Origin of the sequence: Catellatospora sp. TT07R-123, assembly GCF_018327705.1 — a bacterium.
Taxonomy (GTDB): domain Bacteria; phylum Actinomycetota; class Actinomycetes; order Mycobacteriales; family Micromonosporaceae; genus Catellatospora.
Genome location: NZ_BNEM01000002.1, coordinates 3,968,655 through 3,994,761 on the forward strand (window position 1 = coordinate 3,968,655; position 26,107 = coordinate 3,994,761).

The 26,107-nt window shown below is 70.4% G+C and carries 22 protein-coding genes; 11 read left to right on the top strand and 11 right to left on the bottom strand.

The window, feature by feature from the left end:
• Positions 1 to 17: 17 nt before the first annotated feature.
• Both dapC and fdxA read right to left on the bottom strand, forming a co-directional pair.
• Entirely contained in the window at positions 18 to 1,106 is a 1,089-nt protein-coding gene (gene dapC, locus Cs7R123_RS37495) for a succinyldiaminopimelate transaminase (RefSeq protein WP_212833725.1), read from the bottom strand.
• Between the two features lie 11 nt (positions 1,107 to 1,117).
• Entirely contained in the window at positions 1,118 to 1,444 is a 327-nt protein-coding gene (fdxA, locus tag Cs7R123_RS37500) for a ferredoxin (protein ID WP_212833726.1), read from the bottom strand.
• A gap of 139 nt (positions 1,445 to 1,583) precedes the next feature.
• On the opposite strand from fdxA, the gene Cs7R123_RS37505 reads away from it, so the two are divergent.
• Complete coding sequence (locus Cs7R123_RS37505) at positions 1,584 to 2,534, top strand: GNAT family N-acetyltransferase (RefSeq protein WP_212833727.1); 951 nt, start codon at positions 1,584 to 1,586, stop codon at positions 2,532 to 2,534.
• Positions 2,535 to 2,594: 60 nt separating this feature from the next.
• Here Cs7R123_RS37505 and Cs7R123_RS37510 read toward each other — a convergent pair whose 3' ends face one another.
• Entirely contained in the window at positions 2,595 to 3,044 is a 450-nt protein-coding gene (locus Cs7R123_RS37510) for a hypothetical protein (RefSeq protein ID WP_212833728.1), read from the bottom strand.
• Positions 3,045 to 3,065: 21 nt separating this feature from the next.
• Positions 3,066 to 4,778, bottom strand: coding sequence for a VanW family protein (locus Cs7R123_RS37515; RefSeq protein ID WP_244872388.1), 1,713 nt, complete (start codon positions 4,776 to 4,778; stop codon positions 3,066 to 3,068).
• 141 nt (positions 4,779 to 4,919) lie between these two features.
• Between Cs7R123_RS37515 and Cs7R123_RS37520 the strand changes: the two genes are divergently transcribed.
• The gene (locus Cs7R123_RS37520; protein WP_212833729.1) at positions 4,920 to 6,275 is read left to right on the top strand and encodes a DUF2254 domain-containing protein; all 1,356 of its coding nucleotides are present in this window, start codon (positions 4,920 to 4,922) and stop codon (positions 6,273 to 6,275) included.
• A gap of 1 nt (position 6,276) precedes the next feature.
• On the opposite strand, the gene Cs7R123_RS37525 is transcribed toward Cs7R123_RS37520, so the two are convergent.
• Both Cs7R123_RS37525 and Cs7R123_RS37530 read right to left on the bottom strand, forming a co-directional pair.
• A complete protein-coding gene (locus Cs7R123_RS37525) occupies positions 6,277 to 7,209 on the bottom strand; it encodes a hypothetical protein (protein ID WP_212833730.1) in 933 nt (310 codons plus the stop codon).
• Between the two features lie 183 nt (positions 7,210 to 7,392).
• A complete protein-coding gene (locus Cs7R123_RS37530) occupies positions 7,393 to 8,610 on the bottom strand; it encodes a hypothetical protein (protein ID WP_212833731.1) in 1,218 nt (405 codons plus the stop codon).
• Positions 8,611 to 8,663: 53 nt separating this feature from the next.
• Here Cs7R123_RS37530 and Cs7R123_RS37535 point away from each other — a divergent pair, with 53 nt between their 5' ends.
• Complete coding sequence (locus Cs7R123_RS37535) at positions 8,664 to 9,425, top strand: hypothetical protein (RefSeq protein ID WP_212833733.1); 762 nt, start codon at positions 8,664 to 8,666, stop codon at positions 9,423 to 9,425.
• Here the strand turns inward: Cs7R123_RS37535 and Cs7R123_RS37540 are convergent.
• Both Cs7R123_RS37540 and mshB read right to left on the bottom strand, forming a co-directional pair.
• The gene (locus Cs7R123_RS37540; protein ID WP_212833735.1) at positions 9,411 to 9,845 is read right to left on the bottom strand and encodes a hypothetical protein; all 435 of its coding nucleotides are present in this window, start codon (positions 9,843 to 9,845) and stop codon (positions 9,411 to 9,413) included. The two genes, Cs7R123_RS37535 and Cs7R123_RS37540, sit on opposite strands and share 15 nt — an antisense overlap.
• Entirely contained in the window at positions 9,842 to 10,699 is an 858-nt protein-coding gene (gene mshB, locus Cs7R123_RS37545) for an N-acetyl-1-D-myo-inositol-2-amino-2-deoxy-alpha-D-glucopyranoside deacetylase (RefSeq protein ID WP_212833737.1), read from the bottom strand. The genes Cs7R123_RS37540 and mshB overlap by 4 nt, the downstream gene beginning before the upstream one ends.
• Positions 10,700 to 10,766: 67 nt before the next feature.
• Here mshB and Cs7R123_RS37550 point away from each other — a divergent pair, with 67 nt between their 5' ends.
• The 7 genes from Cs7R123_RS37550 (at position 10,767) to Cs7R123_RS37580 (ending at position 20,547) form a co-directional block, all read left to right on the top strand.
• A complete protein-coding gene (locus Cs7R123_RS37550) occupies positions 10,767 to 12,521 on the top strand; it encodes a prolyl oligopeptidase family serine peptidase (RefSeq protein WP_212833738.1) in 1,755 nt (584 codons plus the stop codon).
• Positions 12,522 to 12,576: 55 nt separating this feature from the next.
• Complete coding sequence (locus tag Cs7R123_RS37555; protein WP_212833740.1) at positions 12,577 to 14,013, top strand: TldD/PmbA family protein; 1,437 nt, start codon at positions 12,577 to 12,579, stop codon at positions 14,011 to 14,013.
• Positions 14,010 to 15,326, top strand: coding sequence for a TldD/PmbA family protein (locus tag Cs7R123_RS37560; protein WP_212833742.1), 1,317 nt, complete (start codon positions 14,010 to 14,012; stop codon positions 15,324 to 15,326). Before Cs7R123_RS37555 ends, Cs7R123_RS37560 begins: the two co-directional genes overlap by 4 nt.
• Before the next feature lie 756 nt (positions 15,327 to 16,082).
• Positions 16,083 to 16,640, top strand: a complete 558-nt coding sequence (locus Cs7R123_RS37565; protein ID WP_212833743.1) for an XRE family transcriptional regulator — start codon at positions 16,083 to 16,085, stop codon at positions 16,638 to 16,640.
• A 190-nt stretch (positions 16,641 to 16,830) separates the two neighbouring features.
• The gene (locus Cs7R123_RS37570) at positions 16,831 to 17,637 is read left to right on the top strand and encodes a hypothetical protein (RefSeq protein ID WP_212833744.1); all 807 of its coding nucleotides are present in this window, start codon (positions 16,831 to 16,833) and stop codon (positions 17,635 to 17,637) included.
• 13 nt (positions 17,638 to 17,650) lie between these two features.
• The gene (locus tag Cs7R123_RS37575; RefSeq protein WP_212833745.1) at positions 17,651 to 19,534 is read left to right on the top strand and encodes a fumarate reductase/succinate dehydrogenase flavoprotein subunit; all 1,884 of its coding nucleotides are present in this window, start codon (positions 17,651 to 17,653) and stop codon (positions 19,532 to 19,534) included.
• A complete protein-coding gene (locus Cs7R123_RS37580) occupies positions 19,531 to 20,547 on the top strand; it encodes a succinate dehydrogenase/fumarate reductase iron-sulfur subunit (protein WP_212833746.1) in 1,017 nt (338 codons plus the stop codon). The genes Cs7R123_RS37575 and Cs7R123_RS37580 overlap by 4 nt, the downstream gene beginning before the upstream one ends.
• A 65-nt stretch (positions 20,548 to 20,612) precedes the next feature.
• Here the strand turns inward: Cs7R123_RS37580 and Cs7R123_RS37585 are convergent, their stop codons facing one another.
• Complete coding sequence (locus Cs7R123_RS37585) at positions 20,613 to 21,020, bottom strand: (deoxy)nucleoside triphosphate pyrophosphohydrolase (RefSeq protein WP_244872389.1); 408 nt, start codon at positions 21,018 to 21,020, stop codon at positions 20,613 to 20,615.
• 219 nt (positions 21,021 to 21,239) lie between these two features.
• Between Cs7R123_RS37585 and Cs7R123_RS37590 the strand changes: the two genes are divergently transcribed.
• Entirely contained in the window at positions 21,240 to 21,545 is a 306-nt protein-coding gene (locus Cs7R123_RS37590; RefSeq protein WP_212833747.1) for a 4a-hydroxytetrahydrobiopterin dehydratase, read from the top strand.
• A 749-nt stretch (positions 21,546 to 22,294) separates the two neighbouring features.
• Here the strand turns inward: Cs7R123_RS37590 and Cs7R123_RS37595 are convergent.
• Both Cs7R123_RS37595 and Cs7R123_RS37600 read right to left on the bottom strand, forming a co-directional pair.
• The gene (locus Cs7R123_RS37595) at positions 22,295 to 23,944 is read right to left on the bottom strand and encodes a pentapeptide repeat-containing protein (RefSeq protein ID WP_212833748.1); all 1,650 of its coding nucleotides are present in this window, start codon (positions 23,942 to 23,944) and stop codon (positions 22,295 to 22,297) included.
• A 1,182-nt stretch (positions 23,945 to 25,126) separates the two neighbouring features.
• Positions 25,127 to 25,897: a GntR family transcriptional regulator gene (locus Cs7R123_RS37600; RefSeq protein WP_212833750.1), complete on the bottom strand. Its 771-nt coding sequence runs from the start codon at positions 25,895 to 25,897 to the stop codon at positions 25,127 to 25,129.
• Positions 25,898 to 26,107: the final 210 nt, after the last annotated feature.

Consider the following 26,107-nt stretch of genomic DNA (forward strand, 5'->3'; position numbering starts at 1 on the left):
GCATTAGACCACCGGGATCAGGTCAGACGAGCCACAGCGGTGCGGATGCGCTCGTCGGTGGCGGTGAGGGCCACGCGGACGTGGCGGCCGCCGTTCGGGCCGTAGATCTCGCCGGGGGCGACCAGGATGCCGCGGCCGGCGAGCCAGTCGGTGGTGTCCCAGCAGGCCTCGCCCCGGGTGGCCCACAGGTACAGGCCCGCCTCGGAGTGGTCGACCGTGAACCCGGCCCCCAGCAGCGCGGGGAGCAGCAGGTCGCGGCGGGCGGCGTACCGGGTGCGCTGCTCCTCGGCGTGGGTCTCGTCGGCCAGCGCCGCGATCATCGCCGCCTGCACCGGGCCGGGCATGATCATGCCCGCGTGCTTGCGGACCGCCAGCAGCTCGCCGACCAGCTCGGGGTCTCCGGCGACGAAGCCGGCCCGGTAACCGGCCAGGTTCGAGCGCTTGGACAGCGAGTGCAGGGCGAGCACCCCGGTGTAGTCGCCGCCGCACACCGACAGCACCGACTCGGGCTGCGCGGTCCACGGCAGGGTCAGGTAGCACTCGTCGCTGACCAGGACCGCGCCGGTCTCACGGGCGTACGCGAGCCAGGCGCGCAGCTCGTCGACGCCCGCGACCCGGCCGTGCGGGTTGCCGGGCGAGTTGATCCAGATCAGGGCGGGCCGCTCACCGGCCGGCGGGGTGTCGGCGCGCAGGACCCGCGCCCCGGCCAGCCGGACGCCGACCTCGTACGTCGGGTAGCAGACCTCGGGGATGACCACGGTGTCGGCCGGTCCCAGGCCGAGCAGGCTGGGCAGCCACGCGACGAGCTCCTTGGAGCCGATCGAGGGCAGCACGGCGAAGCCGGGCTCGGCGCGGCAGGCGCGCGCGGTCCAGGCGGTGATCTCCTGGCGCAGCTCGGGCGTCCCGGCGGTCAGCGGGTAGCCCGGCCAGTCGGACGCCTCGGCCAGGGCCTTGCGGACGACGGCGGGCACCGGGTCGACCGGGGTGCCGATGGACAGGTCGACGATGCCGTCGGGGTGGGCCGCGGCGCGCCGCTTGGACGGCTCCAGCAGGTCCCACGGAAAGTCGGGCAGGCCGGCGGAGACCCTCCGCCGGCCGGAACCCATGGCGCCGGTGCTCAGTGCTCGCCTTCCTTCGGCGGCAGGCCCGCGACGAAGGTCGCGTCGGCGGTGATCTTGCCGATCTTGGACGCGCCACCGGGCGAGCCGAGCTCGTTGAAGAACTCGTAGTTCGCCGTCACGTAGTCGCGCCACTGCTCCGGCACGTCGTCCTCGTAGAAGATCGCCTCGACGGGGCAGACCGGCTCGCAGGCGCCGCAGTCGACGCACTCGTCCGGGTGGATGTACAGCATCCGGTTGCCCTCGTAGATGCAGTCGACCGGGCACTCCTCGATGCAGGCCTTGTCGAGCACATCGACGCACGGCTCGGCGATGATGTAAGTCACTGATCGTCCTTCCACGCACTCTTCCACGGAGCGCGCGCGCAACCCCCCGGCGGCCTAAGCCCCCGTGGGACGCGCGTGCTCCGCCGCTCCACGCGGCCAGACGCCAGCCTAGTATCCGGAAGAGGGAGGTAGGTAGTCAGTGTTGGCTAAGCACGATCTCGGGTCCCGAGTGGTGGTACGCCGGTTCGCCGGTTTCCGCGACGACCGCCCGCAGTTCACCGATGTACTGGGCGAACTCACCGGCCTCACCGACACCGAACTGATAGTCAGCACGTCTCAAGGCGTGGTCGTCGTGCCGCTGGCTCAGGTGCACCGGGCGAAGGTGGTCCCGGCCCGGCGCGGCCCGACCGCGCGCGAGGTCGCCGCGCTGGAGCTGGCCGCCGCCGAGGCGTGGCCCGCACCGGTGCGCGAGCTGCTGGGCGACTGGTGGCTGCGGGCCGCCGGCGGGTACACCGGCCGGGCCAACTCGGCGCTGCCCGTGGGCGACCCGGGCCTGCCGCTGCCGGCGGCGGTCGACGCGGTGGTCGACTTCTACCGTGCGCAGTCGCTGCCGCCGCAGCTCGACGTGCCGCTGCCGCTGGCCTCGGCGGTCGAGCGGGAGCTGCTGCGGCGCGGCTGGCACGCCGAGTGCACGGTGCTGGTGCAGACCTGCCCGCTGGACGAGCTGATCGCGGCGACGCCCGACGGCGAGCGGTTCGCGCTGGCCGATACGCCGTCGGAGCAGTTCCTGACGATGATCGCGGGCACGCTCGGGCCGCTGCCGGACGCGGCGCGGCACGTGCTGACCGCCGTGCCGGGCGTGGTGTTCGCGCAGCAGTTCGACGACTCGGGCGAGTTGCTGGCGCGGGCGCGGGGCTCGGTCACCGGCGCGGGCCGCTGGCTGGGGGTGTTCGGGGTGGAGACGGCCGCGGCCGCCCGCCGCCGGGGCCTGGCCGTCGCGGCGATGGGGGCGCTGGCCCGCTGGGCCGCCGCGCAGGGCGCCACCGACGCGTTCCTTCAGGTCAACTCGCCCAACACCGGCGCGATCGCGCTGTACGAGCGCCTCGGCTTCACCCGCCACCACGTCTACACCCGCTACCGGCTGCGCTGACGCATACGCGAACGCCGGAGGACACCGAGGTGTCCTCCGGCGAACCGTGACCGGTACGGCCTAGACGCGGCGCGGGCGCGCCTTGGCCTGCTGCGCGAACGACTTCAGCTGGCGGGCCCGGTAGTCGGTGGCGAACGCCGTCAGCACCAGCAGGCCGAGCCCGGTGCCGACGATGAACACACCGCCGTAGAACCAGATCTGGCTGAAGAACGCCCCGGCACCCGGACCGAACGGGTTCTCGCCGGCCAGCAGCGGTCCGACCAGAGCGCTGAGCAGGCAGGCGACCCCGCCCGCGGCAGCAAGGTCGGCGACCACCCGGGCCTGCGGCCGGATACGTCCCCAGTAGATCGCCATGCCGAAGAAGACCAGGCCGATCACGCCGAGCGCGATCATGCCGGCGACGCCCTGCTTGGCGTCGTCCTCGATGCCCTTGGCGATCCACCGGGCGACCACGTTGACGACGAACAGCGTCCCCGCGATCACTCCGACCGGCAACCACCGCTCCTTCATGGCATCCTCCTCAAGCGCCTGTCACTGCTGCGGCTTGGCGTCGCACACGTATTGTGGCTCAGCGTCATACCGCCAGGTGAACTTCTCCCGCTTGACCTCTTTACCGTCCTTGCGGAAGATGCGCCAGGCGTCCTGCGTAAACCCTTGACTACCCTGCGTAGCGATGCAGGTGGGACCGGCCGGAAGTGAGATCTTCTTCGGTTCGGTGATGTCGCGCTTCGGGTCGTACTTCGTGGTAATGCTGTCGTAGACCTTGGTCGACCACATGCTGACCGTGATCGAGTCCGCCGTGTACGACGTGTCGATCAGCACCCCGTACGGCGTGTCGTTGGTGAACCGCAGGTCCAGCGACGGGTACATGATGGTCGACTCGATGACCGCCGGGTAGCGGGTGAAGTAGAACGAGTGCGGCTTGTGCTCCACGTCCTTCAGGCCCGCGTAGTACGAGGCGTTGAAGATCGTGGTGGTGAACTGCGACGCGCCGCCGCCCACGCCCGGGACCAGCTTGCCGTCCATGATGATCGGCGCGTCGTGGTAGCCCTCGGCGTAGCCGCGCGGACCGGTGTGGCCGTTGAGCGAGAAGGTCTCGCCCGGCTTCACGATCGCGCCGTCGACCTCCTTGGCGATCTGGACGATGTTCTTGCTGCGCGGGCTCTCCAGCCCACCGGTGAAGTACGTGGTGAACGACGACACCTGCTCGCGGATGCCCAGCTTGGCCAGGTCCTTCGCGGTGGTCGCGGCGGCCACCTCGTCGATCTTCGCGGTGACGCTGCGGTCGCCGGTCTGCTTGAGCACCGGCACCAGGTCCGCGGCGAGCTTGGCCGTGTCGACCAGGGTGCCGCCGGTGCTGGCCAGGACCTGCGCCTTGCCGTTCTTCCCGCTGATCGAGGCGTTCTTGGGCTGCGTCTCGACCTTGTCCAGGGTCGACTTCCAGCCGTCGCGCAGCTTCTGGTCGTCGATCTTCACGGTCAGGCGGCCGTCGGCGTCCGAGCCGATGACCAGGCTCGACGCGATGACGCGGGTGGACAGGGTGAGCTTGCCCTGCGGCGTGCCGACAGTCACCGGCGCGGCCACGGCGGGCGCGGCCACCTCGGCGATCATCCGGTCCACGTCGGCGGCGCTGCTGGCCGGCGTCTTGTCCGCCAGCGGCACGGTCACCTCGCCCTTGAGCCAGCCGTCGCGCAGGGCGTCGGCGGCGCGGGCCGAGTCGAGCGCGAGCCCGGCCTTCGGGTAGACGGCCTTGGGCGTACGCCCGTCGAAGACCACCCCGGGCAGCGTCATGGCCGCACCGCTCGCCTTGGCCACGACCGGCTGGAGCGCGGCCGCCAGGCGGGCGGAGTCGACCGTGACGACCGGTGCCACGTCGGTGGTGCCGAAGGTCGAGGTGAGCGCGTCCCACGGGCTGTAGGCGGCGTCCGCGGCGGCGGCCACGGTGGCGTCCACGTCCACGCCCAGGCCGACGTCCTGCGGCTGGACCGTGGCGGTCTGGTCGCCGACGTGCACGGTCAGCGGCGCGGCGAGCCGGTCGGCGCGGGCGGCGAGCCCGGCGCGCAGCGCGTCGGCGGCCTCGGCCCGGTCGCGCTGGCCGATCTCGATGCCGAGCACCCGCACGTTGCGCGGGACCTCACTGCCCAGGGCGTATCCGGCGAACGATCCGACCAGCGCCAGTGCGACGGCGGTGGTCAGACCTGCGATCAGCCAGCGTCGCCGGGTGAAGGCGGGGGTGGAGAACACAGACGAACCTCATCATCGTTGGTGGGGCCTCATGGCGGAGTCCCGGCCGGTGACGCACGTGAATGCGCCCGTTCGGGACACCAGGCGGTCTAGGGTAACGCGATATACGAAGCTCGCCCACATTCGAGAAAATAGGTCGGTATGGGTGATTTGACCGGTGCTGAGCTGGAACATCAGGTCGCGCCGCATGTGCGGCGGCTGCGTACCCGGGCGCTGCGCGACCAGCTCGCCGAGAGCCTGCTGTTCATCCCCGCGCTGATGCTGGCCGCCTCGGTGGTGCTCAGCGTGCTGCTGGGACACCTCGACGCGCGCTACGACGGCGCTTTCAGCACCTGGATCACCTTCGCGCCCGACGTGGCGATCACGCTGCTCGGCATCATCGCCGGTGCCATGATCACCACGGCCGGGGTGGTGTTCTCACTGCTGGTGGTGTCGTTGCAGCTGGCCAGCGGGCAGTTCTCGCCCCGGGTGCTGCGCGGTTTCTGGCGCGACCGGCGCGGCCAGGTGCTGGTCGGGCTGCTGCTGAGCACGTTCGCGTTCTGCGTGCTGGCGCTGGCCCGGGTCGACACCGCCGACGCCGCCGCCCCGACGCTGACCGTCGGGTTCGCGCTGCTGCTCACCATCGCCTCGGTGCTGGCGATCGTCGTCTACCTCGACCGCATCAGCCGTCAGCAGTACGTCGGCCGGATCATGGAACGGGTCGCCCACGAGACGACCTGCCTGATCGCCGAGCTGCCGTACGGCCCGCACATCGGCGCCCGCGTCGGCGAACCCGTCGAGCCGCCCGACCCGCCCGCGCCGGGACCCGGGCTCACCATCGCGGCCACCCGGGACGGCTGGGTGCAGCAGCTCAGCAAGCGCGCCCTGGTCGCGGCGGCGCCGCCCGGCTCGGTCGTGCGGCTGGAGACCCGCGTGGGGGCGTACCTGGTGGCGGGCACCCCGATGGTCACCATCTGGCCCGAGCCGGCCGACCCGGCGACCACCTCGCGGCTGGTCTGCGAGGCCGTCATCGTCGGGGTCGCCCGGACCATGCAGCAGGACATCGACTTCGGGCTGCGCCAGCTGTCCGACATCGGGCTGCGGGCGCTGTCGCCCGCCGTCAACGACCCGACCACCGCGATCGAGGTGATCCTGCGCCTGGCCTCGGTGATGCGGCGGCTGGTGCTGGCCGAGACGCCCGCCCGAGCCGTACGCGACCCCCAGGACCGCATCCTGCTCACGCCGTACGAACTGGGCCACGCCGACTACGTCGAGCACGCCTTCCACCAGCTGCGCGCCTTCGCCGCCCCGCACCCGAGCGTGGTGGTCCCGCTGCTGCGCACGATGCGGATGCTGCGCACCGCCTGCACCGCGCCCGAGCTCGGGCCGCTGACCCCGGACCGGTCGGCCACCGTCGCCGCCCTGGACGAGCAGCTCGCCCTGACCGTCGCCGGTGCCCGCCGGGCCGGTCTGCTGCCGCAGGAGCTGGCCGTCGTCGAGGCGATCGCGGCAGGCTGACCTACAGCGGCAGCTTGGCCTTGACCGCCTCGCCCTGCTTGCCGGTCTCGACCCACTTCGCGCCCAGCGCGTTCAGGTCGCCCTCGTGGTCGGCGGTGAAGCCGGACAGCTCGGCCCGCGCCCGCGCCATCGCCAGCTGCCACACCGACGTCCGGCAGGTCCGGTCGGCGGCGACCGCGCGGTCCTGGAACTCGATCGCCTGCTTCCACGGCCCCGGGAACGTCTTCGGGCTCACCGGGCGGCCGTGGTCGTTGAACTTCTCCCGCACCGCCGCGTAGAGCTCGCCGAGGTCGTTGGCGGGAATGCCCTGCTTGGCCATGCAGGGGCCGTAGCCGAGCATGGCCGACTCGATCGCCGGGTCCTCGCCGACGCGGCGCAGCAGTTCGAGGAACTGCGCGTCCAGGTCCAGGCTGGCCTCGGGGACGAACTTGCCCTCGTACGACTCCGCGGGCGGCTCGCAGTAGACGAGCTGGTCGGAGTACTGCTGGCGCTTCTCGGGCGGCAGCTTGTCGAAGCCGGGGTTGCTGTACTCCTCCTCGGCCGTGGTCGCCTCGACCGAGGCCGCGACGCTGGTCAGCAGCTGCGAGGCGCCCGGCTCGACCACCGCCGACACCTCGAACGGCAGCAGCGTGCGGGCGGCGCCCGCAGGCGCGAACGGCGGCGGCGTGTAGGAGAAGTGCTCCTTGGCCATGCAGTCCTTCATCGGCTGCTGGTAGGCGCTGTACGTGAGCACCTCGACGGCGGCGCGCTGCGCCACGGTGCCGTTGATCCGCTCATACGTGGCGACCAGGCCCGCCTCGACCGCGTTGGCCGCGGGCACCGACAGCGGGGCCGGACCGGCCTCCTTCGCGTATCCGGCGAGGGTGAGCACGCTCAGCGCCCCGACGACACCTACCGCCGCGTGCCGCCGCCACAGCTGACCCGTCAACCTCATCGTCGTGCTCTCCCCTGGCCGTTTACGTGACCAGGACATCCTGGGCAGACGTCCGGTCAGTGTCCATGGCCCGTACGGCGCGGCCTTGCCCGCACGCTCGGCGCCATGGACCCTGACCAGCACATATGTCCGCCCCGACGGGCGGGTGTGGTGTCGGTAACGCGACAACCCACCCGACCGGGGTCAGCGGCGGGTGAAGCGGCGCAGCAGCAGCCGTCCGCCGGACAGGCCCAGGATCAGCACGGTCACCGTGTCGCGGCCGGTCTTGACCGGGTCGCGGCGGTGCTCGTAGCTGATCACGGCGGCCGCCCGGTGCCGGGGCCGCGGCGGTGGCTGCGGACTCGGCGACGGCGGCGGGCTCGGACGCGGCGACGGCGAGGGCGGCTCGGGCGAGGGGGGAGGCAGCGGCGGCAGTACGGGCGCCACCGGCGGCGCCACCGGGCTGGGCCGCGGCGACGGGCTCCGCGACGGGCTCGGACTTGGCGACGGACTCGGGCTGGGCGACGGCGACGGGCTGGGCGACGGACTCGGGCTGGGCGACGGGCTCGGCGGCGGTGCCGCGATCCAGGCGCCGTCGGTGCTGCTCAGCGGGTCGTCGACGGCCACCTGCACCGCCGTCGCGGTCGCCAGGTCGATCCGGTACTGGGTGGTCTGCCGCCCCTCGCCGTTGTTGACCGTGTACAGGTCGCCGCCGATCACGGCCGAGGTGCCGTAGGTGCCGCCCCGGCGCGGGTCGCCCGACAGCGCGCGCCGCGCCGCCACCCCGGTGGCCGGGTCGACCCGGACCAGCTCAGGCGGCCCGCCGGTGCTGGAGTCGACGCCGTAGAGCAGGCCGTCGGCCGGGTTCAGGTCCCAGTCGCCGAGGAACGCCGGCACCGACAGCGCCGTGTCCCGCAGCACGTGCCCGAACGTCGCGCTGGACGGTCTGATGTCGACGGTGAGCAGGCGGTCGTCGGCCTGGAGGTGGAGCAGTCCGGCGGCGGCGGTGCCGCCGTACGCCCGGGACACGGGAGTGGTGGAGCCCGGCGGGCGGCCGCGCACCGGGCCGAGGTCGGTGACCGTACCCGTTCGGGTGATGGAGACGAGGTGCCCGCCGTCGCCGAGCGGAGCCGCGAAGCGCCGCGTCGCCACGCCGTAGAGCAGCTGCTGGGCCGCGTCCCAGCCGATGGCGTTGACGGTGTAGTCGAGGTCGGCCACGGCCCGTACGGCGCCGGTCAGCGGGTCGAGCTCGACCAGGTCGGACGGCACGTTGGGCACCGGCGTGCGCACCTGGAGCAGCGTGCCCGGCAGGGGCGCGGCCCGGCCCGCGGCGGGGGCGGCCAGCAGCACCGGCAGCGCCAGCGCGGCACCGGCGGCCGCGAGCGCGCCGAGCAGGGGTCGATATCGGGGGCACGTACGCATACCATCCTGTATAGCCCCAGATGTACAGTTTGGGCGAATCGCGGAGGAACGGCATGCAGGCGTACGTGATCGGGTTGATGTGGTTCCTCGGCGTCTCGGCGGTCGCGGCCGTGGCGGTGGTGCTCATCCGCCGCTCGTGGCCGCCGGACCAGCGGGCCGACATCCACGACGTGCTCAGCGTCGTCTTCTCGATGACCGGGACGCTCTACGCCGTCGTCGCCGCGTTCGTCTTCATCGACGTGTGGCAGATCGGCAACGACGCCCGCGCCGCCACCTACCGCGAAGCCCAGGCGGTGCAGGCCCTGGCCTGGTCGGCCGAGAACAGCCCGCCGGAGTACCGCGACCGGATCACGGCACTGTCCAAGCAGTACCTGCACGAGATCCTCGACACCGAGCTGCCCCGTCTGCGCGCCGACCAGCCCGTCGGCGACGAGGGCTGGACCGTGCTGGACCAGCTGCGCACGATCAGCTCCCGGGTGCCCGCCGCGGCGAACAGCAGCGGCGACGGCCCGGACGTGGTGGTGCAGACCGTGATCCAGGCCCGCGAGGACCGGCTCGCCCTGGCCGACAAGCGGATCGGCAGCGTGACCTGGTTCGCGCTGCTGTTCGGGGCGCTGCTCGCCGGGATGCCGATCCTGTTCTTCCGGTTCGAGCACATCGGTACGCAGCTGGCGATGACCACCGCCGTGGTCGGCATGATCACGCTGCTGCTGGTGACGATCCACCAGATCGAACGGCCGTTCACCAGCACCGAGCGCGTACCGGCCGCCGCCTACGACAACGCGGTGGCCCGGCTGGACTCACTGGGCAGCTGAGCGGGGAAACGGGCGGCGGGCGCTGTGGAAGGCGACCGGGCCGACGATGGCCATACCGCCGAGGGCGAGCAGCCCCAGCCCCAGCCAGGAGTTGGCCAGCTGGTCGCCCTCCGACGTGCCGCCGACGGCGAACACCATCACCAGGAACCACGGCGCGGCGACGAACCACCACGCCCACGGCATGCCCACCGCCGTGCGGGCGAACCAGATCAGCAGCACGTTCACCACGACGGCCAGCGGGAGCACCCACACCGCGGGCCAGCCGTCGATGCGGACAGCCGTGCCCATCGCCTCCAGGAACGCCGTCAGCGTCGCGAGCACGACCGCCAGCACCGCCCCCGCCCCGCGCAGCAGCAGATCGACCCAGTACAGCGCCGCATCGGCCGTGCCCGGGGCAGGGCGGGTGCCGGGCGGGGTCACTCCAGCCCGGCGAACAGGTCGGTCTCCCAGCCGTACGGCCCGTCGCCGCGACCGCGCTCCCCGTGCGCCAGCGTGAAGTGCTCGACGCCCATGAACTCCTCGCCGAAGTTGCCGGCGATCGAGTAGAGCCAGGACGTCTCGGGGATCTGGGTCGCGTGCGCCCTCAGCGCGGCGACCTTGGCGTCGTGGTAGTCGGAGCCGTCGATGCAGGCGGCGACCTCCTCGTCGGGCGTGCCGAACGGGAAGTCCTCCACGCTGGTCACGCCCGCGAACGGGTTGTCGGTCGAGTCGCGCAGCGCCTCGACACCCGCCTTGAGCACGCTCAGCGGCATCGCGGTCCAGTAGATCTTCTGCGGGCCGAAGCCCTGCTCGGCAGCGAGCTCGCTGGCCCGCATCGCGACCCGGTGGGCCTGGATGTGGTCGGGGTGCCCGTAGAAGCCGTTGGCGTCGTACGTCACGACGACCTGGGGGCGCACCTCGTCCATGATCGCGAGCAGGTGCCGGGAGGCCTCCTCCAGGTCCGCGCCCCAGAACGCGCGCGGGTGCTCGTTGGCGGGGGTGCCCATCATGCCGGAGTCGCGGTAGCGCCCGGCGCCGCCCAGCTGGCGGTGGTCGATGTTGCCCAGCGCCGCCAGCGCGGTGCGAAGCTCGGCGAGCCGGTAGCCGCCGAGCTGGTCGCCCTGGCTCGCCTCCAGTTGGGCGAGTTCGGGCACATGGATCTCGCCCTCCTCGCCGAGGGTGCAGGTCACCAGGGTCACCTTGGCGCCCTGGGCGGCATAGTGCGCCATGGTCGCGCCGGTGCCGATGGACTCGTCGTCGGGGTGTGCGTGCACGAGAAGAATGCTGCGGGCCACCCGGTCACTCTAGCCCGCATCAGGCAAACCGCCACGCGCCAGCCTGCTGCGTCGATAGCATCCGGCCATGGGAGAGCAGCAGGTCCGGCCCGGTACGGGCGGACACACCATCGCCGTGAGCAGCGACGGACTCCGGGTCGGTCATCTGCATCACGGCGTGCTGCGCGTCTGCGAACTCCCCGCCGGGCGGCTGTCGACGCTCGCCTCCGGCGTCGACACATTCGCCTTCGACCGCACCGGCGCCACCGTCGTGTGGATCTCCGGCGGCTGGCTGCACCACAACCAGGCCACCGGCCCGGTGCCGACGCCCGGCCCGGTCGTCCAGGCCCGGCCCGACCCGACCGGCCGCCGCATCGCGTACCTCCACGACGGCACGATCCGGGTCGCCGCCATCGGCCCGGCCGCGGAGGGCGGCGACGAGCTGCTGGCCGGCGAGCCGGACGGGGTGCGCTGGGGCGAGGCCGACGCCGACGCGGGCTGGTTCGGGCGCGCGACCGGCTGGTGGTGGGCCCCGGACGGGGAGAGCATCCTGGCCACCCGCCGCCAGGGCGACCAGGTGTCGCTGCACCTGCTCGACCTCGACGGCGGCTGGGTCGACGTGCACTGGGACCGCGAGATCTACCCGTACCTGGGGGCGGTGCGCTGGGCCGACGGCGGGCCGCTGATCACGGTGCTGCGCCGCTCGCAGGGGCACGGGCTGATCCTGGCCGTGGACCGGCGCACCGGGGAGACCCAGGTGCACGCCGAGCTGGCCGATCCGCGCTGGGTGAACCCGGTCGAGGGCACGCCGCGCCACCTGGCCGACGGCCGGGTGCTGGTCGGCGGCGAGATCTCCCACGACGGGTACGACGCACGCTGCCTGTTCGCCGACGGCACCCTGCTCACCCCGCCCACGCTGTACGTCCGGCGCGTCGTCGGCCGCCTCGGCCCCGGCTCCACCGGCGGCGAGCTGGGCGACCTGCTGGTCGAGGCGAGCGAGGGCGAACCCGCCGAGCAGCACCTGTTCCGGGTGCGCAGCAGCACCAGCGGCGGCATGGTGGTGCACCGGCTGACCAGCGCCCCGGGCTGGCACAGCGCCGAGTGCGGCGGCGACACGGTCGTCACCGGCCTGCGCAGCCTCGACGACGAGGACGAGCTGCTCACCGTCTGGTACGCCGGACGCCAGATCGTCGAGCTGACCGCGCGCCGGGCCGTGCCCGCCGCGATCGTGCGCCCGACCCTGGACCGCGTCACCGACCGGCGGCTGCCCACCGCGGTGCTGTACCCGCCTGGCCACGTCTTCGGCCGCCGGGTGCCGGTGCTGCTGATGCTGCCGGACGCACCCACCGGTCAGCAGGTGCGCAGCGACCACGCCTGCTTCGCCGACGCCCGCGCCTGGGCCGAGGCCGGGTTCGCAGTGGTGCTGGTCGACGGCAGAGGCACGTTCGGGGTGTCACCGAGCTTCGAGAAGGTGACCCACCGGCGGGTGGTGGACCTGGCCGTCGCCGACCAGGCCGACGCGCTGCGGCTGCTCGCCGACAAGCACTCCGACCTGGACATGGGGCGGGTCACCGCGTACGGCACGGGCTACGGCGGCTGGCTCGCGGCGATGCTGGCCGCCCGGCGGCCGGACACGGTGCGCGCGGCGATCGCCGTCGACCCGTGGGACTGGTCCGCGCTGCCGTCTCCCCTGGCCGAGCGCTACCTCGGCCCCCGCGAGCTGGACAGCGAGACCTACGCGCGGCACGACCTGGGCGAGCTGCCGGAGTCCGTCGTCACGCCCACCCCGGGCAAGGAAGGGCACCTGCTCATCGCGCTGCGCATGGGAAGGGCGCCTTCTTGACCGGCGCCTTCTTAACCGGCACCGTCGGGCCCCGACAGCGTCTAGGCTCGCGATCATGTCCTATTTTGATGTGGGAGAGGCGGCTGTCGCCGCAGCTCTCGACGCGGGTGCGCGGTATGCCGACGCGCGGGTGATGCACCGGCGCTACGAGTCCATGGACGCCCGCAACGGCGAGGTGGAGGACCTGTCCTCGACCGAGTCCGCGGGCATCGGCGTACGCGCGCTGGTCGGGTCGAGCTGGGGCTTCTACGCCGTACCCGATCTGTCCGACAGCGCGGCCCGGCTGGCCGGCGCCCGCGCCACGGCCATCGCCAAGGCCAGCGCCAGCGTCGCCGGACCCGCCGCCGACCTGGTGCCGACCACCGTCAGCACCGCGAGCTGGGCCAGCGAGTGCCTGATCGACCCGCTGGCGGTGCCGCTGTCGGACAAGGGCGACCTGCTCACGCACGCCACCAAGACCATGCGCGAGCACGGCGCCGACGTCGCCACCGCCCTCTACGCCGTCTGGGACACCCGCAAGTGGTTCGTCTCCAGCGAGGGCCACCGCATCGACCAGCACGTACGCGAGTGCGGGGCGGGCATCCAGGCGACCAGCATCGGCGAGGGCGAGACCCAGGTCCGCTCGTACCCGGCCTCGCGCGGCCAGTACGGCACCCGCGGCTGGGAGCTGGTGCAGGGCCTGGACCTGCTCGGCAACGCCGCCCGCGTCGCCGACGAGTCCCGTGCGCTGCTGACCGCGCCGCAGTGCCCCAGCGGCGAGACCACCCTGATCCTGGGCCCGGAGCAGCTGTTCCTCCAGATCCACGAGTCGGTCGGGCACGCCATCGAGCTGGACCGCATCCTCGGCTGGGAGGCCGCGTTCGCGGGCACGTCCTGGCTGGACCTGTCGCAGCTCGGCTCGCTGCGCTACGGCTCGGACCTGATGAACATCACGATCGACCCGACCCTGCCGGGCGCGCTGGGCAGCTTCGGCTTCGACGACGAGGGCACCCCGGCCGCCAAGCGGTACGCGGTGCGCGACGGGATCTGGGTCGGCGTCCTGGCCGGACGCGACTCCGCCGCGATGGCCGGGCTCGACTACGCGGGCAGCGTCCGCGCCGACGGCTGGTCCCGGCTGCCGATGGTCCGCATGACCAACGTCGGCCTGGAACCCGGCCCGCACACCCTCGAACAGATCATCGCCGAGACCGACGACGGCATCTTCATGGAGAACAACCGGTCCTGGTCAATCGACGACAAGCGGCTCAACTTCCAGTTCGGCTGCGAGATCGCGTACGAGGTCAAGAACGGCAGGCGCGGCCGCATGCTGCGCAACCCCAGCTACACCGGCATCGGCCCGAAGTTCTGGCAGTCCATGGACATGCTCTCGTCCGAGATCGAGTACTGGGGCACGCCCAACTGCGGCAAGGGCCAGCCGACCCAGACCGGCCACACCGGCCACCCGGCGGCACCGGCCCGCTTCCAGGGGGTACGAGTGGGAGTCCGCGCATGACCGACGTCGAGCAGATCACCGGCCAGGTCCTCGACCTGGCCCGCCGCGCCCTGCCCGGCGGCGAGGTCGAGGCCGCCGCCGACAGCGTGCACCGGGCGCTGACCCGGTTCGCCAACTCGTTCATCCACCAGAACGTCACCGAGGACTCCGTCACCGTGCAGCTGCGTGCCCACGTCGACGGCCGCACGGTCACCACCACGACCACGCTGACCAGCCCCGAGGGGCTGACCGCGCTCGTCGACCGCACGGTCGCCGCCGTACGCTCCGCACCCCGCGACCCCGGCTGGCCCGGCCTGTCCGGCCCGTCGCCGCTGGTCCTGCCCGGACAGGTCGACGCCGCCACCCGCGACGCCTCCCCCGACGACCGCGCGGCCCGCGTCCGCGCCTTCGTCGACGCCGGGCAGGGGCTGGAGACGGCCGGCTACTGCCAGACCGGCTACTGGGCCGGCGCCTACCGCAACAGCAACGGGCAGGCGCTGCACGCCTCGGCCACCACGGCGGACATGGACGGCATCGTCCGCGACCGCGGCGCCGACGGGGTGTCGCGCCGCTCCGGCCGGGCGCTGTCCGAGCTCGACGGCGCCGCCCTGGGCGCCCGCGCGTACGCCAAGGCGACCAGCCAGCGCGACCCGATCGACCTCCCGCCCGGCCACTACGAGGTCGTCCTGGAGCCCGAGGCCGTCGCGGACCTGCTCACCAACTTCGCGTACTACGGCTTCAACGCCAAGGCGCACGCCGAGCGGCGCAGCTTCGCCGAACCCGGCACCACGCAGTTCGACGACCAGATCACGCTATACGACGACCCGCGCCGGCCCTTCGACGTCGAGGGCAGCCCGCGCAGCCGCCTCGTACTCGTGGACAAGGGCGTGACCAGCGCCCTGCTGCACGACCGCCGCACCGCGGCCGCCGCCGGGGCGGTCTCCACCGGCCACGGCGGCGACCCGTCGTTCGGCCCGATGCCGGACAGCTTCGGCTTCGAGCCCGGCGACGCCACCGTCGCGTCGATGATCGCCGGGGTGGAGCGCGGCCTGCTCGTCTCCGACTTCTGGTACACCCGGGTGCTCGACCCGCGCCAGCTCGCCCTGACCGGGCTGACCCGCAACGGCGTCTGGCTCATCGAGGACGGCGAGGTCACCCGGCCGGTGCGCAACCTGCGCTTCACCCAGGCGTACCCGCAGGCCCTGGCCCCCGGCCGGGTCCTGGCCGTCGGCGCCGAAGCGGTCCCGCAACCGTCCCGAGTGTTCCTCGGCTCCTGGACGGCCCCCGCCCTCCACCTCGCCTCCTGGAACATCACCGGCGGCGCCGCCGGCTGACCGCCGCCCGGCCCGCGCGCCTCGGGCCGTCCGCTCCGGCTCGCAAGTTGCCGGGCAATCGGGGGAACGAAGTCCCGAGATACGCCCGATTGCCCGGCAACTTGGACGACTTACGGGGCGGCGGGGTGCGATCCGCCGCCCCCCCCCCCCCCCCCCCCCCCCCCTCAACCCGGGCCACGGGAGATGAGGCGACCGGGGAGCTTCTCTCGCGGCCATACACCTGTGGTGGTGTACGTACACCACCACAGGTGTGAGCCGCGACGACAGGTATCCGCCGAGCGGTCAGCCGCCGGACCCGGAGTCGGCGCGCAGCGCCTGCACCACGAGCCGCAGCGACCTCGTACTGACGTCCCAGGACACCCGCTGGTTGATCCGCCTGACCTGCGTCAGGAGTCGGTCCATGGCGGGCCACTCCTGTGTCCGCTCATCGGCCCAGGTGGGCCGGTCAGGCATCGAGCAGCCGTTCACGCCGAGCCCCTTCCGCTCGCGAAGTTCATATTCAGATGATTGCCGCCTGAGCAGGGACGCGGGCACCGTCCATATGCGTCCATTGAGGGACGTCTTCGAAAGGTCCCCTACATGCCACGCAACGACGCCCTACGCGCCGCGATCGCCTCGGCCGGGTATACGGTCGCCGACTTGGCCACAGCGGTCGCGGTCGATCAGAAGACCGTCGAACGCTGGGTGAGCAGGGGCAGGGTCCCCCACCCGAGACACCGGGTTAAGGCGGCTCAGATTCTGCGCGAAGATGTACGGGTGTTGTGGCCGGAGACGGTGCGCCGTGCGGTGAAGCTGGGCGCGGACCGGGAGTTGGTCGCCGTGTACCCCCGGCGGCTCGAGATGCCGAGGTCGCTGTTCGGCGACCTGATCGCCGGTGCGCAGCGGCGGCTGTGGTTCGGCGGGTACACGTCGTACTTCATCTGGCTCGACGTCGAGGACGCGGGACCGCTGCTCGCCGGGAAGGCCGCGGCCGGAATCGACGTGCGGTTCCTGCTCGGCGATCCCGAGAGCCACGTGACGCGCGACCGCGAGGCCGTCGAGGCGACGCCGCTGACCGTGTCGACCCGGATCGCGATGACGCGAGCCGAGCTCGCGAAGGCCGAGGTCGACGCCCAGGTCCGGCTGTCGGACCGGCACATCGCCATGTCGGTGTGGGTGTTCGACGACGACATGCTGGTGGCGACCCACATCGGCGACGGGCTCGGCCAGGACTCGGTCACCCTCCACCTGCGGCGATGCCAGGACGGCGGGGCGTTCGACCGGTACGCGGCGCACTTCGAGCAGCTGTGGACGGGCGCCCGAGCGGCCTCCTGATTAACCGGTCAGGGTCCGGGGCGGACTGTCAACGAGCTGGCCAGGGGGATCGCTTCGGGGCGGGGCGGGGCCGATCGATCGTTAACATCACAGTGTCCCCGGTCACATGATCGACATCTTTCGGCGTACCGTGTGGTGATTGATCCACGCACGTGTTCCCACGAACTGGTATCTCAGGGAGCGACGAAAGATGACGACGACGGCAACGAGGCCGATCGGCGCGCGCCCGCGCGCCGCTATCGAGGCCAAGACGTTGCGCACGGACCGCTGGTGGCTCGCGCCGCTGTTGACGGTGATCGGACTGACCGCCTGGGTCGCCTACGCGACCTTCCGGGTGTTCATGCAGAAGTACTACTGGGTCGACGCGTACCACTACCTGACCCCGTTCTACTCCCCCTGCGTGTCGAAGGGATGCATTCCGGCGGCTTCGGAGTTCGGGCAGTGGCTGCCCGACAACCCGCTCATCCCGTTCGCGGCACTGTCCCTGCCGTTCCTGCTGCTGTTCCGGCTGACCTGCTACTACTACCGCAAGGCGTACTACCGGTCGTTCTGGATGTCGCCGCCGGCCTGCGCGGTGCCCGACGGCCACGGCAAGTACTCCGGTGAGACGCGCTTCCCGCTCATCTTCCAGAACGCGCACCGGTACGCCTTCTACGCGGCCGTGCTGATCAGCGTCATCAACACCTGGGACGCCGTGCTGGCGATGCACTCGCCGAGCGGGTTCGGGTTCGGCCTGGGCAACGTGATCCTGTGGATCAACGTGATCATGCTGTGGGCGTACACCGCGTCGTGCCACTCGTGCCGCCACATCATGGGCGGCCGGCTGAAGCACTTCTCCAAGCACCCGGTGCGCTACAAGCTGTGGGGCTTCGTGTCGAAGCTGAACACCCGGCACATGGGTCTGGCCTGGACGACGCTGGCGACCCTGGCGATCACGGACTTCTACGTCATGGCCGTGTCCATCGGCTGGATCAACGACCTGCGGTTCATCGGCTGAGAGGGGACGACGAATGGTCAACATCGAAGCACACGCGTACGACGTCGTCGTGATCGGAGCCGGCGGGGCCGGCCTGCGCGCGGCCATCGAGGCCCGGCTCGCGGGCAAGAAGGTCGCCATCATCTCCAAGTCGCTGTTCGGCAAGGCGCACACGGTCATGGCCGAGGGCGGCGCCGCGGCGGCCATGGGCAACGTGAACAGCAACGACAACTGGATGGTCCACTTCCGCGACACCATGCGGGGCGGCAAGTTCCTGAACAACTACCGGATGGCCGAGCTGCACGCCAAGGAGGCGCCGGACCGGATCTGGGAGCTGGAGACCTACGGCGCCCTGTTCGACCGCACCAAGGACGGCAAGATCTCGCAGCGCAACTTCGGCGGCCACGAGTACCCGCGCCTGGCCCACGTCGGCGACCGGACGGGGCTGGAACTGATCCGGACCCTGCAGCAGAAGATCGTGTCGTTGCAGCAGGAGGACAAGGCGAAGTTCGGCGACTACCAGGCGCGCATCCGCGTCTTCGCCGAGTGCACCATCACCGAGCTGCTGTTGGAGGGCTCGGGCGCGAAGAAGCGGATCGCGGGCGCCTTCGGCTACTACCGCGAGTCCGGCGAGTTCGTGGTGTTCGAGGCTCCGGCGGTGATCCTGGCCACCGGTGGCGTCGGCCGCTCGTACAAGGTCACCTCGAACTCCTGGGAGTACACCGGTGACGGCCACGCGCTGGCGCTGCGCGCCGGGGCGAAGCTGATCAACATGGAGTTCCTCCAGTTCCACCCCACCGGCATGGTGTGGCCGCCCTCGGTGCGCGGCATCCTGGTGACCGAGTCGGTGCGCGGTGACGGCGGCATCCTCAAGAACTCCGAGGGCAAGCGGTTCATGTTCGACTACGTCCCGGACGTCTTCCGCAAGCAGTACGCGGAGACGCCCGAGGAGGGCGACCGCTGGTACACCGACCCCGACAACAACCGCCGCCCCCCGGAGCTGCTGCCCCGTGACGAGGTCGCCCGCGCGATCAACTCCGAGGTCAAGGCCGGTCGCGGTACGAAGTCGGGCGGCGTCTACCTCGACATCGCCTCGCGCCGCCCCGCGGCCGAGATCCTCAAGAAGCTGCCGTCGATGTACCACCAGTTCAAGGAGCTGGCCGACGTCGACATCACCACGCAGCCGATGGAGGTCGGCCCGACCTGCCACTACGTCATGGGCGGCGTCGAGGTCGACCCGGACACCGCGTCGGCGGGCGTGGCCGGCCTGTACGCGGCGGGCGAGGTCTCCGGCGGCATGCACGGCTCGAACCGGCTCGGCGGCAACTCGCTGTCCGACCTGCTCGTCTTCGGCAAGCGCGCGGGCGAGTACGCGGCGTCCTACACCACCGGGCTCACCGCCCGGCCGAAGATCGACGACCAGCAGGTGGCGGCCGCGGTCGAGGCCGCGCTGACGCCGCTGACCCGCGAGGGTGGCGAGAACCCGTACACGCTGCAGAGCGACCTGCAGGACGTGATGGGCGACCTGGTCGGCATCATCCGCCGCAAGGGCGAACTGGAGGACTCGCTGCGTCGGCTCGCCGAGCTGCGCGAGCGCATCCAGAAGGTCGGCGCGGCGGGCGGCCGCCGCTACAACCCGGGCTGGCACCTGGCCCTGGACCTGCGCAACATGCTGGTGGTGTCGGAGTGCACCGCCAAGGCGGCGCTGGAGCGCGAGGAGTCGCGCGGCGGCCACACCCGCGAGGACTTCCCGAAGATGTCCGCGACCTGGCGCAAGGTCAACCTGGTCTGCTCGCTCTCGACCGACGGCGACGTCGACCTCACCCACCAGCCCATCCCGACCATGACGGCCGAGCTGCTGGGCCTGTTCGACAAGTCGGAGCTGGGCAAGTACATGACCGAGGAGGAGTTGTCGTGACCGTTCGTCAGTTCAAGGTCTGGCGGGGTGACGAGTCCGGCGGCCAGCTCAACGACTACCAGGTCGAGGTCAAGGAGGGTGAGGTCGTACTCGACGTCATCCACCGGCTTCAGGCCACCCAGGAGCCGGATCTGGCCTGCCGGTGGAACTGCAAGGCGGGCAAGTGCGGCTCCTGCTCGATGGAGATCAACGGTATGCCCCGGCTCGGGTGCATGACCCGGATGTCGACGTTCGAGGAGGGCGAGACCATCACGGTCACGCCGCTGCGGGCGTTCCCGGTCATCCGCGACCTGGTCACCGACGTGTCCTTCAACTACCAGAAGGCGCGCGAGATGCCCGCGTTCGCGCCGCCGCAGGGCGTGGCCCCCGGCGACTACCGGATGCAGCAGGTCGACGTCGACCGGTCGCAGGAGTTCCGCAAGTGCATCGAGTGCTTCCTGTGCCAGAACACATGCCACGTGGTCCGCGACCACGAGGAGAACAAGGTGGCCTTCTCCGGCCCGCGCCTGTTCATCCGGGCCGCCGAGCTGGACATGCACCCGCTGGACGCCCGCGCCGACCGCAAGGAGATCGCGCAGCAGCAGCAGGGCCTGGGCTACTGCAACATCACCAAGTGCTGCACCGAGGTCTGCCCGGAGCACATCAAGATCACCGACAACGCCATCATCCCCATGAAGGAACGGGTCGTGGATCGCCGGTATGATCCGCTCGTGGTATTCGGACGCAAGATCCTTCGTCGTGACCAGCTGGCCAGCACCGCCGCGGCTGAGCCCGCGGTGCACTCGGGCCCGGTCACCGTGGCCGAGGGTGCCGCCCCGGTCAACTTCAGCCGCCCGCTGAGCGGGCCGCCCGGGCCGGAGGTCAACGCCGCCGGGCACGTCAACCTGAACGAGATGCTGTCCGACCGGGCCGCCGCGCCGTCCCCGTTCGGCGACGACATCACGTTCCCGGTCGACCCGAAGAGCCTGAACTACTACCACCCCGGCGGCAGCGGCGGCGGCAGCAGCCACTGAGCCGGCATTTCCGACACACCGAAAGCCCCGCCGACCTGTGTCGGCGGGGCTTTCGCGCGGGCGGTTCAGCCGCGCAGCAGTTCCGGCAGCGCGGCCACGATCGGCGCGTCGGCCGGCAGCCACGGCACCGAGTCCAGCTCGTCGGCGGCCAGCCAGCGCAGCTGCGCGTGCTCGATCAGCTGCGGCACGCCCTTGACCAGGCTCGCGGCGTACACCCGCAGCACGGCACGGCCGTGACCGAGCAGCACGTCCGCGCCCACCCGCTCGCCGACCTCGACCAGGACGCCCAGTTCCTCCTCGCACTCGCGCACCAGCGCCTCGGGCTCGGTCTCGCCCGGCTCGACCTTGCCGCCGGGGAACTCCCAGCGGCCGGCCACCTCTGGTGGTTCAGAGCGCTCGCAGGCCAGCACGCGACCGTCGGCGATGATTGCGGCACCGACGATGATTCGGATCTCGGAGGAGAAGTTAGGCACGGCGGACAGCGTGCCAGAGATTGGGCCGCAATGGATAGCACTGCGTGACCAAGCGAGTCCGCCCTGCACACAGCGTCCCGTGAAGTGCTGGAAGTCGGTTTTGTGAGCGTGGACACGCGCTCAAATTGCGGGCAGGATGGGTATCACCTGAGTGACGGTGCGGACAAGATTCGGCCACAAGCCGATATCGGCCACCGGGGAATGGAGCGGGAGGTGCTGATGGGCGCAGTCTGGAGACGGGGCCGACGGCGCGATTACCTCAGCGACGCACTATCCCAACTCACCGGCTGGGTCCACGAGGGCGACTGCCTCAAACGCACCCTGCCGCTCGACGACACCCAGCACGCGGTGCTCACCGAGCGGATCTCGGTCGCGGCCGACACGTTCGGCGTCCGCCCCCACATCCGCCGCCTCGACGGGCGTACGCAGATCCAGCTCTGCGTCGACGACGGCGGCATGTTCACCGACGCCGAGATCGGCATGGCCGCCCGCGTAGAGGCCGCCTACCAGTCCCTGCGCGACTGACCCCTTCCGCGCCTCGCCGCGCCGCGCCCGCACCGCGTCCGCGCCTTCATGATCGGTGTTTGCGGTCAGGAAGTGAAGCCGGGGCGTGCTTTCTGACCGACGAGCGCGATCATCCGCCGACGGCCTCAAACGTGGGCTCAGCCGGCTCGCGTCGGCTCGACCATGCTGCCGGAGCATCTCCCGCAGCATTTCTGCGGAGTCCCGCCACGAGATGAGCCCGCGCGCAACCTCGCAACCACCACCCGACGTGCGGCGCCCCTCGGGACGGGCCTGATGCAGTTTCGGGGAAAGTGCTCGAATCCGAGGCCGGATTCGAGCACTTTCCCCGAAACTGCACTCTCACGCGGCGCACGGTGCGCCGTGCGCCGGTGGATCAGACGTTGAAGCGGAACGGCCCACGTTCCGGAGTCCGCCAGGGTGAACGTCTCCGGCCTGGAGAAGCTCACTCCTGGCGCTCTCCGTCAATGGTCGACTCTTCCCGCTGTTTCACATCCTCGTGTGCCCCAGATGTGCCCCAGGCCGTCCCGGACCGTCCTCCGCCGTCCTGGGGCGCTCGTCCTGCCGTCCCCAAGCACTTCCGTGTGAACGCGGTCTTGGCCTGTCCCCCGGTATCGCCCGCTGTCAACGCGCACGAAACGCTGTGCTCCTGCCACTGGCTGGAAGCGCTCGGCTTAAGCCGGAGTCAGCAGGTTCGCTGACTTTCTGCTGACTCTCGGCGGGGGGGCCGGAACGCTTCGTCCCGAACGCGATCAGTCCTCTTGGCGGGGTTCGTCTCGTATTGGCTGTGGCTCGTCCGTTCTGCCGTCGCTGTCTTCTAGTGTCGTCGACTGTTGCTCGGCGTGAGGTGGTTCTGCTGCCTGTTCGCTGCCTTGCGGGAGCTGTAGTCCTGTCGGCGGTGTGGTCCAGGTGTCGAACTGCGGAGGCACCTGATAGCCGCGCACGTGCGATAGGTCGACCGTGCCGCCGGAGAACGTCGCCCCGCCGAACCAGACCTCGCCGCCGGAGAACGTCGCCCTGACGAACCTGACCGTGCTGCCGGAGAATGTCGCCCCGAAGAACCAGACCTTGCCGCCGGAGAACGTCGCCCCGCCGAACCAGACCTTGCCGCCAGAGAACTCTGCCCGGTCGAACCCGACTGTGCTGCCGGAGAATGTCGCTCCGCCGAACCCGACCGTGCCGCCGGAGAATGTCGCCCCGCCGAACCCGACCGTGCCGCCGGAGAACGTCGCCCCGCCGAACCAGACCTTGCCGCCAGAGAACTCTGCCCGGTCGAACCCGACCGTGCTGCCGGAGAACTTTGCCCGGTCGAACCCGACCGTGCCGCCGGAGAATGTCGCCCCGAAGAACCCGACCTCGCCGCCCGAGAACGTCGCCTCGGCGAACCCGACCTCGCCGCCAGAGAACGTCGCCCCGCCGAACCAGACCTTGCCGCCAGAGAACTCTGCCCGGTCGAACCCGACCGTGCTGCCGGAGAATGTCGCCCTGACGAACCCGACCGTGCTGCCGGAGAATGTCGCCCCGCCGAACCCGACCTCGCCGCCGGAGAATGTTGCCCCGCCGAACCCGACCTCGCCGCCCGAGAATGTCGCCCCGCTGAAGGAGGTGGTTCCGGTGAAGTGGGCGTTGGTGAAGTTGCCGCCGTCAAAGGTGGCGCCCGTGAAGTCGAGGTTGCGGCCTTGCCAGGTGTGTGCTTGCAGATCCGGGTTATCGGTGTGGTCTTGGAGGTGATCTCGGATGATGCTGATGATGGACCATCGGACCTCGCGTTCGCCTTGTTTCCAGGCGGGTGCGATGGTGGCGTCGGGGTCGGGCTGGTAGGGCATGCGCAGGTAGGCGCACAGGACTTCGATGCAGGTTTGGCGGCCTGCTTCCCAGTCGTCGGCGAGTCCGGCGATGGCGTAGGCGCCTGCGAGTCGTACGGCGGCTGATTCGTGGCCGAGTTGGGCGCTGGCGGCGGTGAAGCGTTCGTTGAACAGCCTGGTGTCGTCCCGTCTGCTGGCTTCGATGGCGCGTTGGTTGGTCTCCTCGCCCCAGCGGTGTGCGTCCTCGGCGATGCGCTGTTTGCGGTAGGCCACGACCAGGGCGACGACACCGCCGAGTCCGCCAGTGATGATGAGCGCTATCTGCACCATGTTCAGCTGGTCCTGCGTGGTCAGCTGCCCTGATGCCGCTGGCGTCGGGCTCACCGGAGCCGTGGCGACTGGCTGTTGACCCACACCGAGGGTTGGCGAGCCGAGTCCGAGCCACAGGAGCACCCCGGTACCGCTGAGCATGACGATCGCGGAGAGGATCACTGCGGCCAACGCGAACGGGAACCTCACCAGTTTGGCGGGCTTACCTTTGTCGGCGCTCTTCATCCATCGAGGAATCACACCGTCTGTTGTAACCAGGTTGCGCATCCCGGCGGATCGGCCGTGAGTTCGTTCACCGTGACCTATCGGACGCAACGTGCGTCAGCTGTTGGCGAGTGGTGATCTCCTTGCGGCGGCAGTCTTGACCAGACCACAAAGGCCGGCGGGTGGCGTAGCGGAGCGGAGCTGCCCGCCGGCCTTTGTGGTACTACCCTTGTGGTGACGGCGTAAGGAGATCACCACCCCTACCCCCACTCTTCCCACCCACTTTCCCGCAGCTGTTCCGGGTGCATCTCTGAAGCGGTGGCCGGGGTTCGGGGCGGAGCCCTGAGGTCTGAGACAGCTGTGGTGTTCGGGCGTTGCGGCGTCGCGGGAGGCGCGGTCTGGTCCACGGCGGTGTTCCGTCATGGCTCTTGGGGTTCTGGGCCATCACGTCGGCTGGCGCCCGCGTCCCCCGCGCGGGCCGCAGGCAGAGCGCGGGGGGAACGCGGTGCGCCGGGCCGCGTCAGCGGCCCTTGATCCCATAGAGACTAATTCGGCAATCATCCGCCGTTGCGCGCACCAGCGCCGAACGTTGACAGCAGCTGGCCCGATCACCGTCAGCGATCTCTAGAGCGAGTGGCAGAGTTAGCCGGACCAGAAAGGGACATACTCAAGCACCCGGTCCACAACTTCATCATCCATGAGAAGGTTATTCATGAAGCGATTGTTGATAAATGCACAGTACGACCAAAGCAGTGGCCGCTGGCGGTAACGAGAACGAACCTCATGTGACCGTACAAGTATTTGAGATTCGCGAACTTTCGCAGCATCGACCTGAGCCATCTGCCATTGCGGGAAATGGCACGCCGAGCAGAGGAACCCGTCTCACACTGGTTAGTGACCAACCTTTGAGGAGGTGAAGATCATGAACATGCGGCTTCGTGTAGCTCTTACGGCAGTAGTCGGACTTGTTCCAGCGCTGTTCCTGGCGGCGCCAGCACATGCGACCGGCGCAGACTACTGCGCAAACAACCGTGTCGGTGACGTTTGTGCCCAGGTTGGCCAGGACTACCAGTTTGCCTACGAGTGTCAAACTTACAAGGGCGTAATCACTTGGTGCTCGGTGTTCAGACCAAACATGTAATTAGCGCCAGTCCATGTCGGGTTGGCCTCCGTAGACACCGGAAGCCAACCCGAAAAGCGCCCTCGGTCGGACTCATCCAATGGCAAACGCCATACGACACCCAATTAGCGATTTGTGGACCGAATCGGAATAGGAACGGCATAGGAGAACGTGTAGCGATCAGCGCTGACAATAATGTCGGCTGTCTCGACTGGCCGCTGCCCCTCAAAATAGGTCCGCTCCACATACAGCACAGGAACCCCTGCGGGCACCTGCAACGCTTCTGCCTCGTACGGGCGAGGCGCCCTTGCCTGGACGTCTTCAATGACGTGAGTGATGTGGACTCCGATCGAGTCCATCCGCGCCACAACGCCCTTGACCTGCCCGGCCTCCGGGTGCTCAACAGGAGTACCGCGAGTTAGGTCCAGCGACTCGTATGACGTCGACAGCATCACTGGCTGATTGTCGGCGAAGAATCGGTAGTGCGTTCGCATCACGTCAGCGCCCGACTCGATGCCCAGTCGTTCGGCGATCGCCTGAGGTGCGGTGGTCTGCCGCGACTGGTACTCCCACTCGGGGCTCTGTCCCGACGCCCGTGCAGCCGCCGCGAACGGAGAGCCCGTCGCCCGCTGGGCGTAGAGGTCACCGAGGATGCGCCGCGTGCGCGGTTGCTGGTCGCGAACGAACACGCCAACACCACGCTGAGACACCACGAGGCCTTCGCCACGAATGACGTCGATCGCCTGCCGTACGACGATGCGTGAGACGCCGTAGTCGGCCATCATCTCGGCTTCAGTTGGGAGCTTGTCCCCACCCCTTAGTGCGCCGTCGAGGATCCGACTGCGGAGATCATCTGCGATCTGGAGGTATGCGGGTCGCCCCGAGAAGTTAGCCATGACGCCTCCGGCCGTTGTTCGGACAAGTAGAGCATGCCCCCCTGTGGCCAGGCAAAACATCGCCAAAGTGCCTAGTCAGTCGCACCCGTTGACTGACAGGTTATAGTTGTTATAACTTCTCAGGAGAGCCCAGACGTCCCAGCAAGGTCAAAAGTGAAAAGTAAAGGCCCCGGTCGAGTTGCAGCTCGCCGGGGCCGTCGCAACGAGTCC

What these genes read in the sequence shown, in the direction of transcription:
- Cs7R123_RS37595 (WP_212833748.1), bottom strand. Translation starts at nt 23,944, where the DNA reads ATGCGCAACCTGGTTACAACAGACGGTGTGATTCCTCGATGGATGAAG.
- Cs7R123_RS37570 (WP_212833744.1), top strand. Translation starts at nt 16,831, where the DNA reads ATGACGACGACGGCAACGAGGCCGATCGGCGCGCGCCCGCGCGCCGCT.
- Cs7R123_RS37575 (WP_212833745.1), top strand. Translation starts at nt 17,651, where the DNA reads ATGGTCAACATCGAAGCACACGCGTACGACGTCGTCGTGATCGGAGCC.
- Cs7R123_RS37550 (WP_212833738.1), top strand. Translation starts at nt 10,767, where the DNA reads ATGGGAGAGCAGCAGGTCCGGCCCGGTACGGGCGGACACACCATCGCC.
- Cs7R123_RS37600 (WP_212833750.1), bottom strand. Translation starts at nt 25,897, where the DNA reads ATGGCTAACTTCTCGGGGCGACCCGCATACCTCCAGATCGCAGATGAT.
- Cs7R123_RS37590 (WP_212833747.1), top strand. Translation starts at nt 21,240, where the DNA reads ATGGGCGCAGTCTGGAGACGGGGCCGACGGCGCGATTACCTCAGCGAC.
- dapC (WP_212833725.1), bottom strand. Translation starts at nt 1,106, where the DNA reads ATGGGTTCCGGCCGGCGGAGGGTCTCCGCCGGCCTGCCCGACTTTCCG.
- Cs7R123_RS37530 (WP_212833731.1), bottom strand. Translation starts at nt 8,610, where the DNA reads ATGCGTACGTGCCCCCGATATCGACCCCTGCTCGGCGCGCTCGCGGCC.
- Cs7R123_RS37535 (WP_212833733.1), top strand. Translation starts at nt 8,664, where the DNA reads ATGCAGGCGTACGTGATCGGGTTGATGTGGTTCCTCGGCGTCTCGGCG.
- Cs7R123_RS37560 (WP_212833742.1), top strand. Translation starts at nt 14,010, where the DNA reads ATGACCGACGTCGAGCAGATCACCGGCCAGGTCCTCGACCTGGCCCGC.
- Cs7R123_RS37555 (WP_212833740.1), top strand. Translation starts at nt 12,577, where the DNA reads ATGTCCTATTTTGATGTGGGAGAGGCGGCTGTCGCCGCAGCTCTCGAC.
- Cs7R123_RS37520 (WP_212833729.1), top strand. Translation starts at nt 4,920, where the DNA reads ATGGGTGATTTGACCGGTGCTGAGCTGGAACATCAGGTCGCGCCGCAT.
- Cs7R123_RS37525 (WP_212833730.1), bottom strand. Translation starts at nt 7,209, where the DNA reads ATGAGGTTGACGGGTCAGCTGTGGCGGCGGCACGCGGCGGTAGGTGTC.
- Cs7R123_RS37510 (WP_212833728.1), bottom strand. Translation starts at nt 3,044, where the DNA reads ATGAAGGAGCGGTGGTTGCCGGTCGGAGTGATCGCGGGGACGCTGTTC.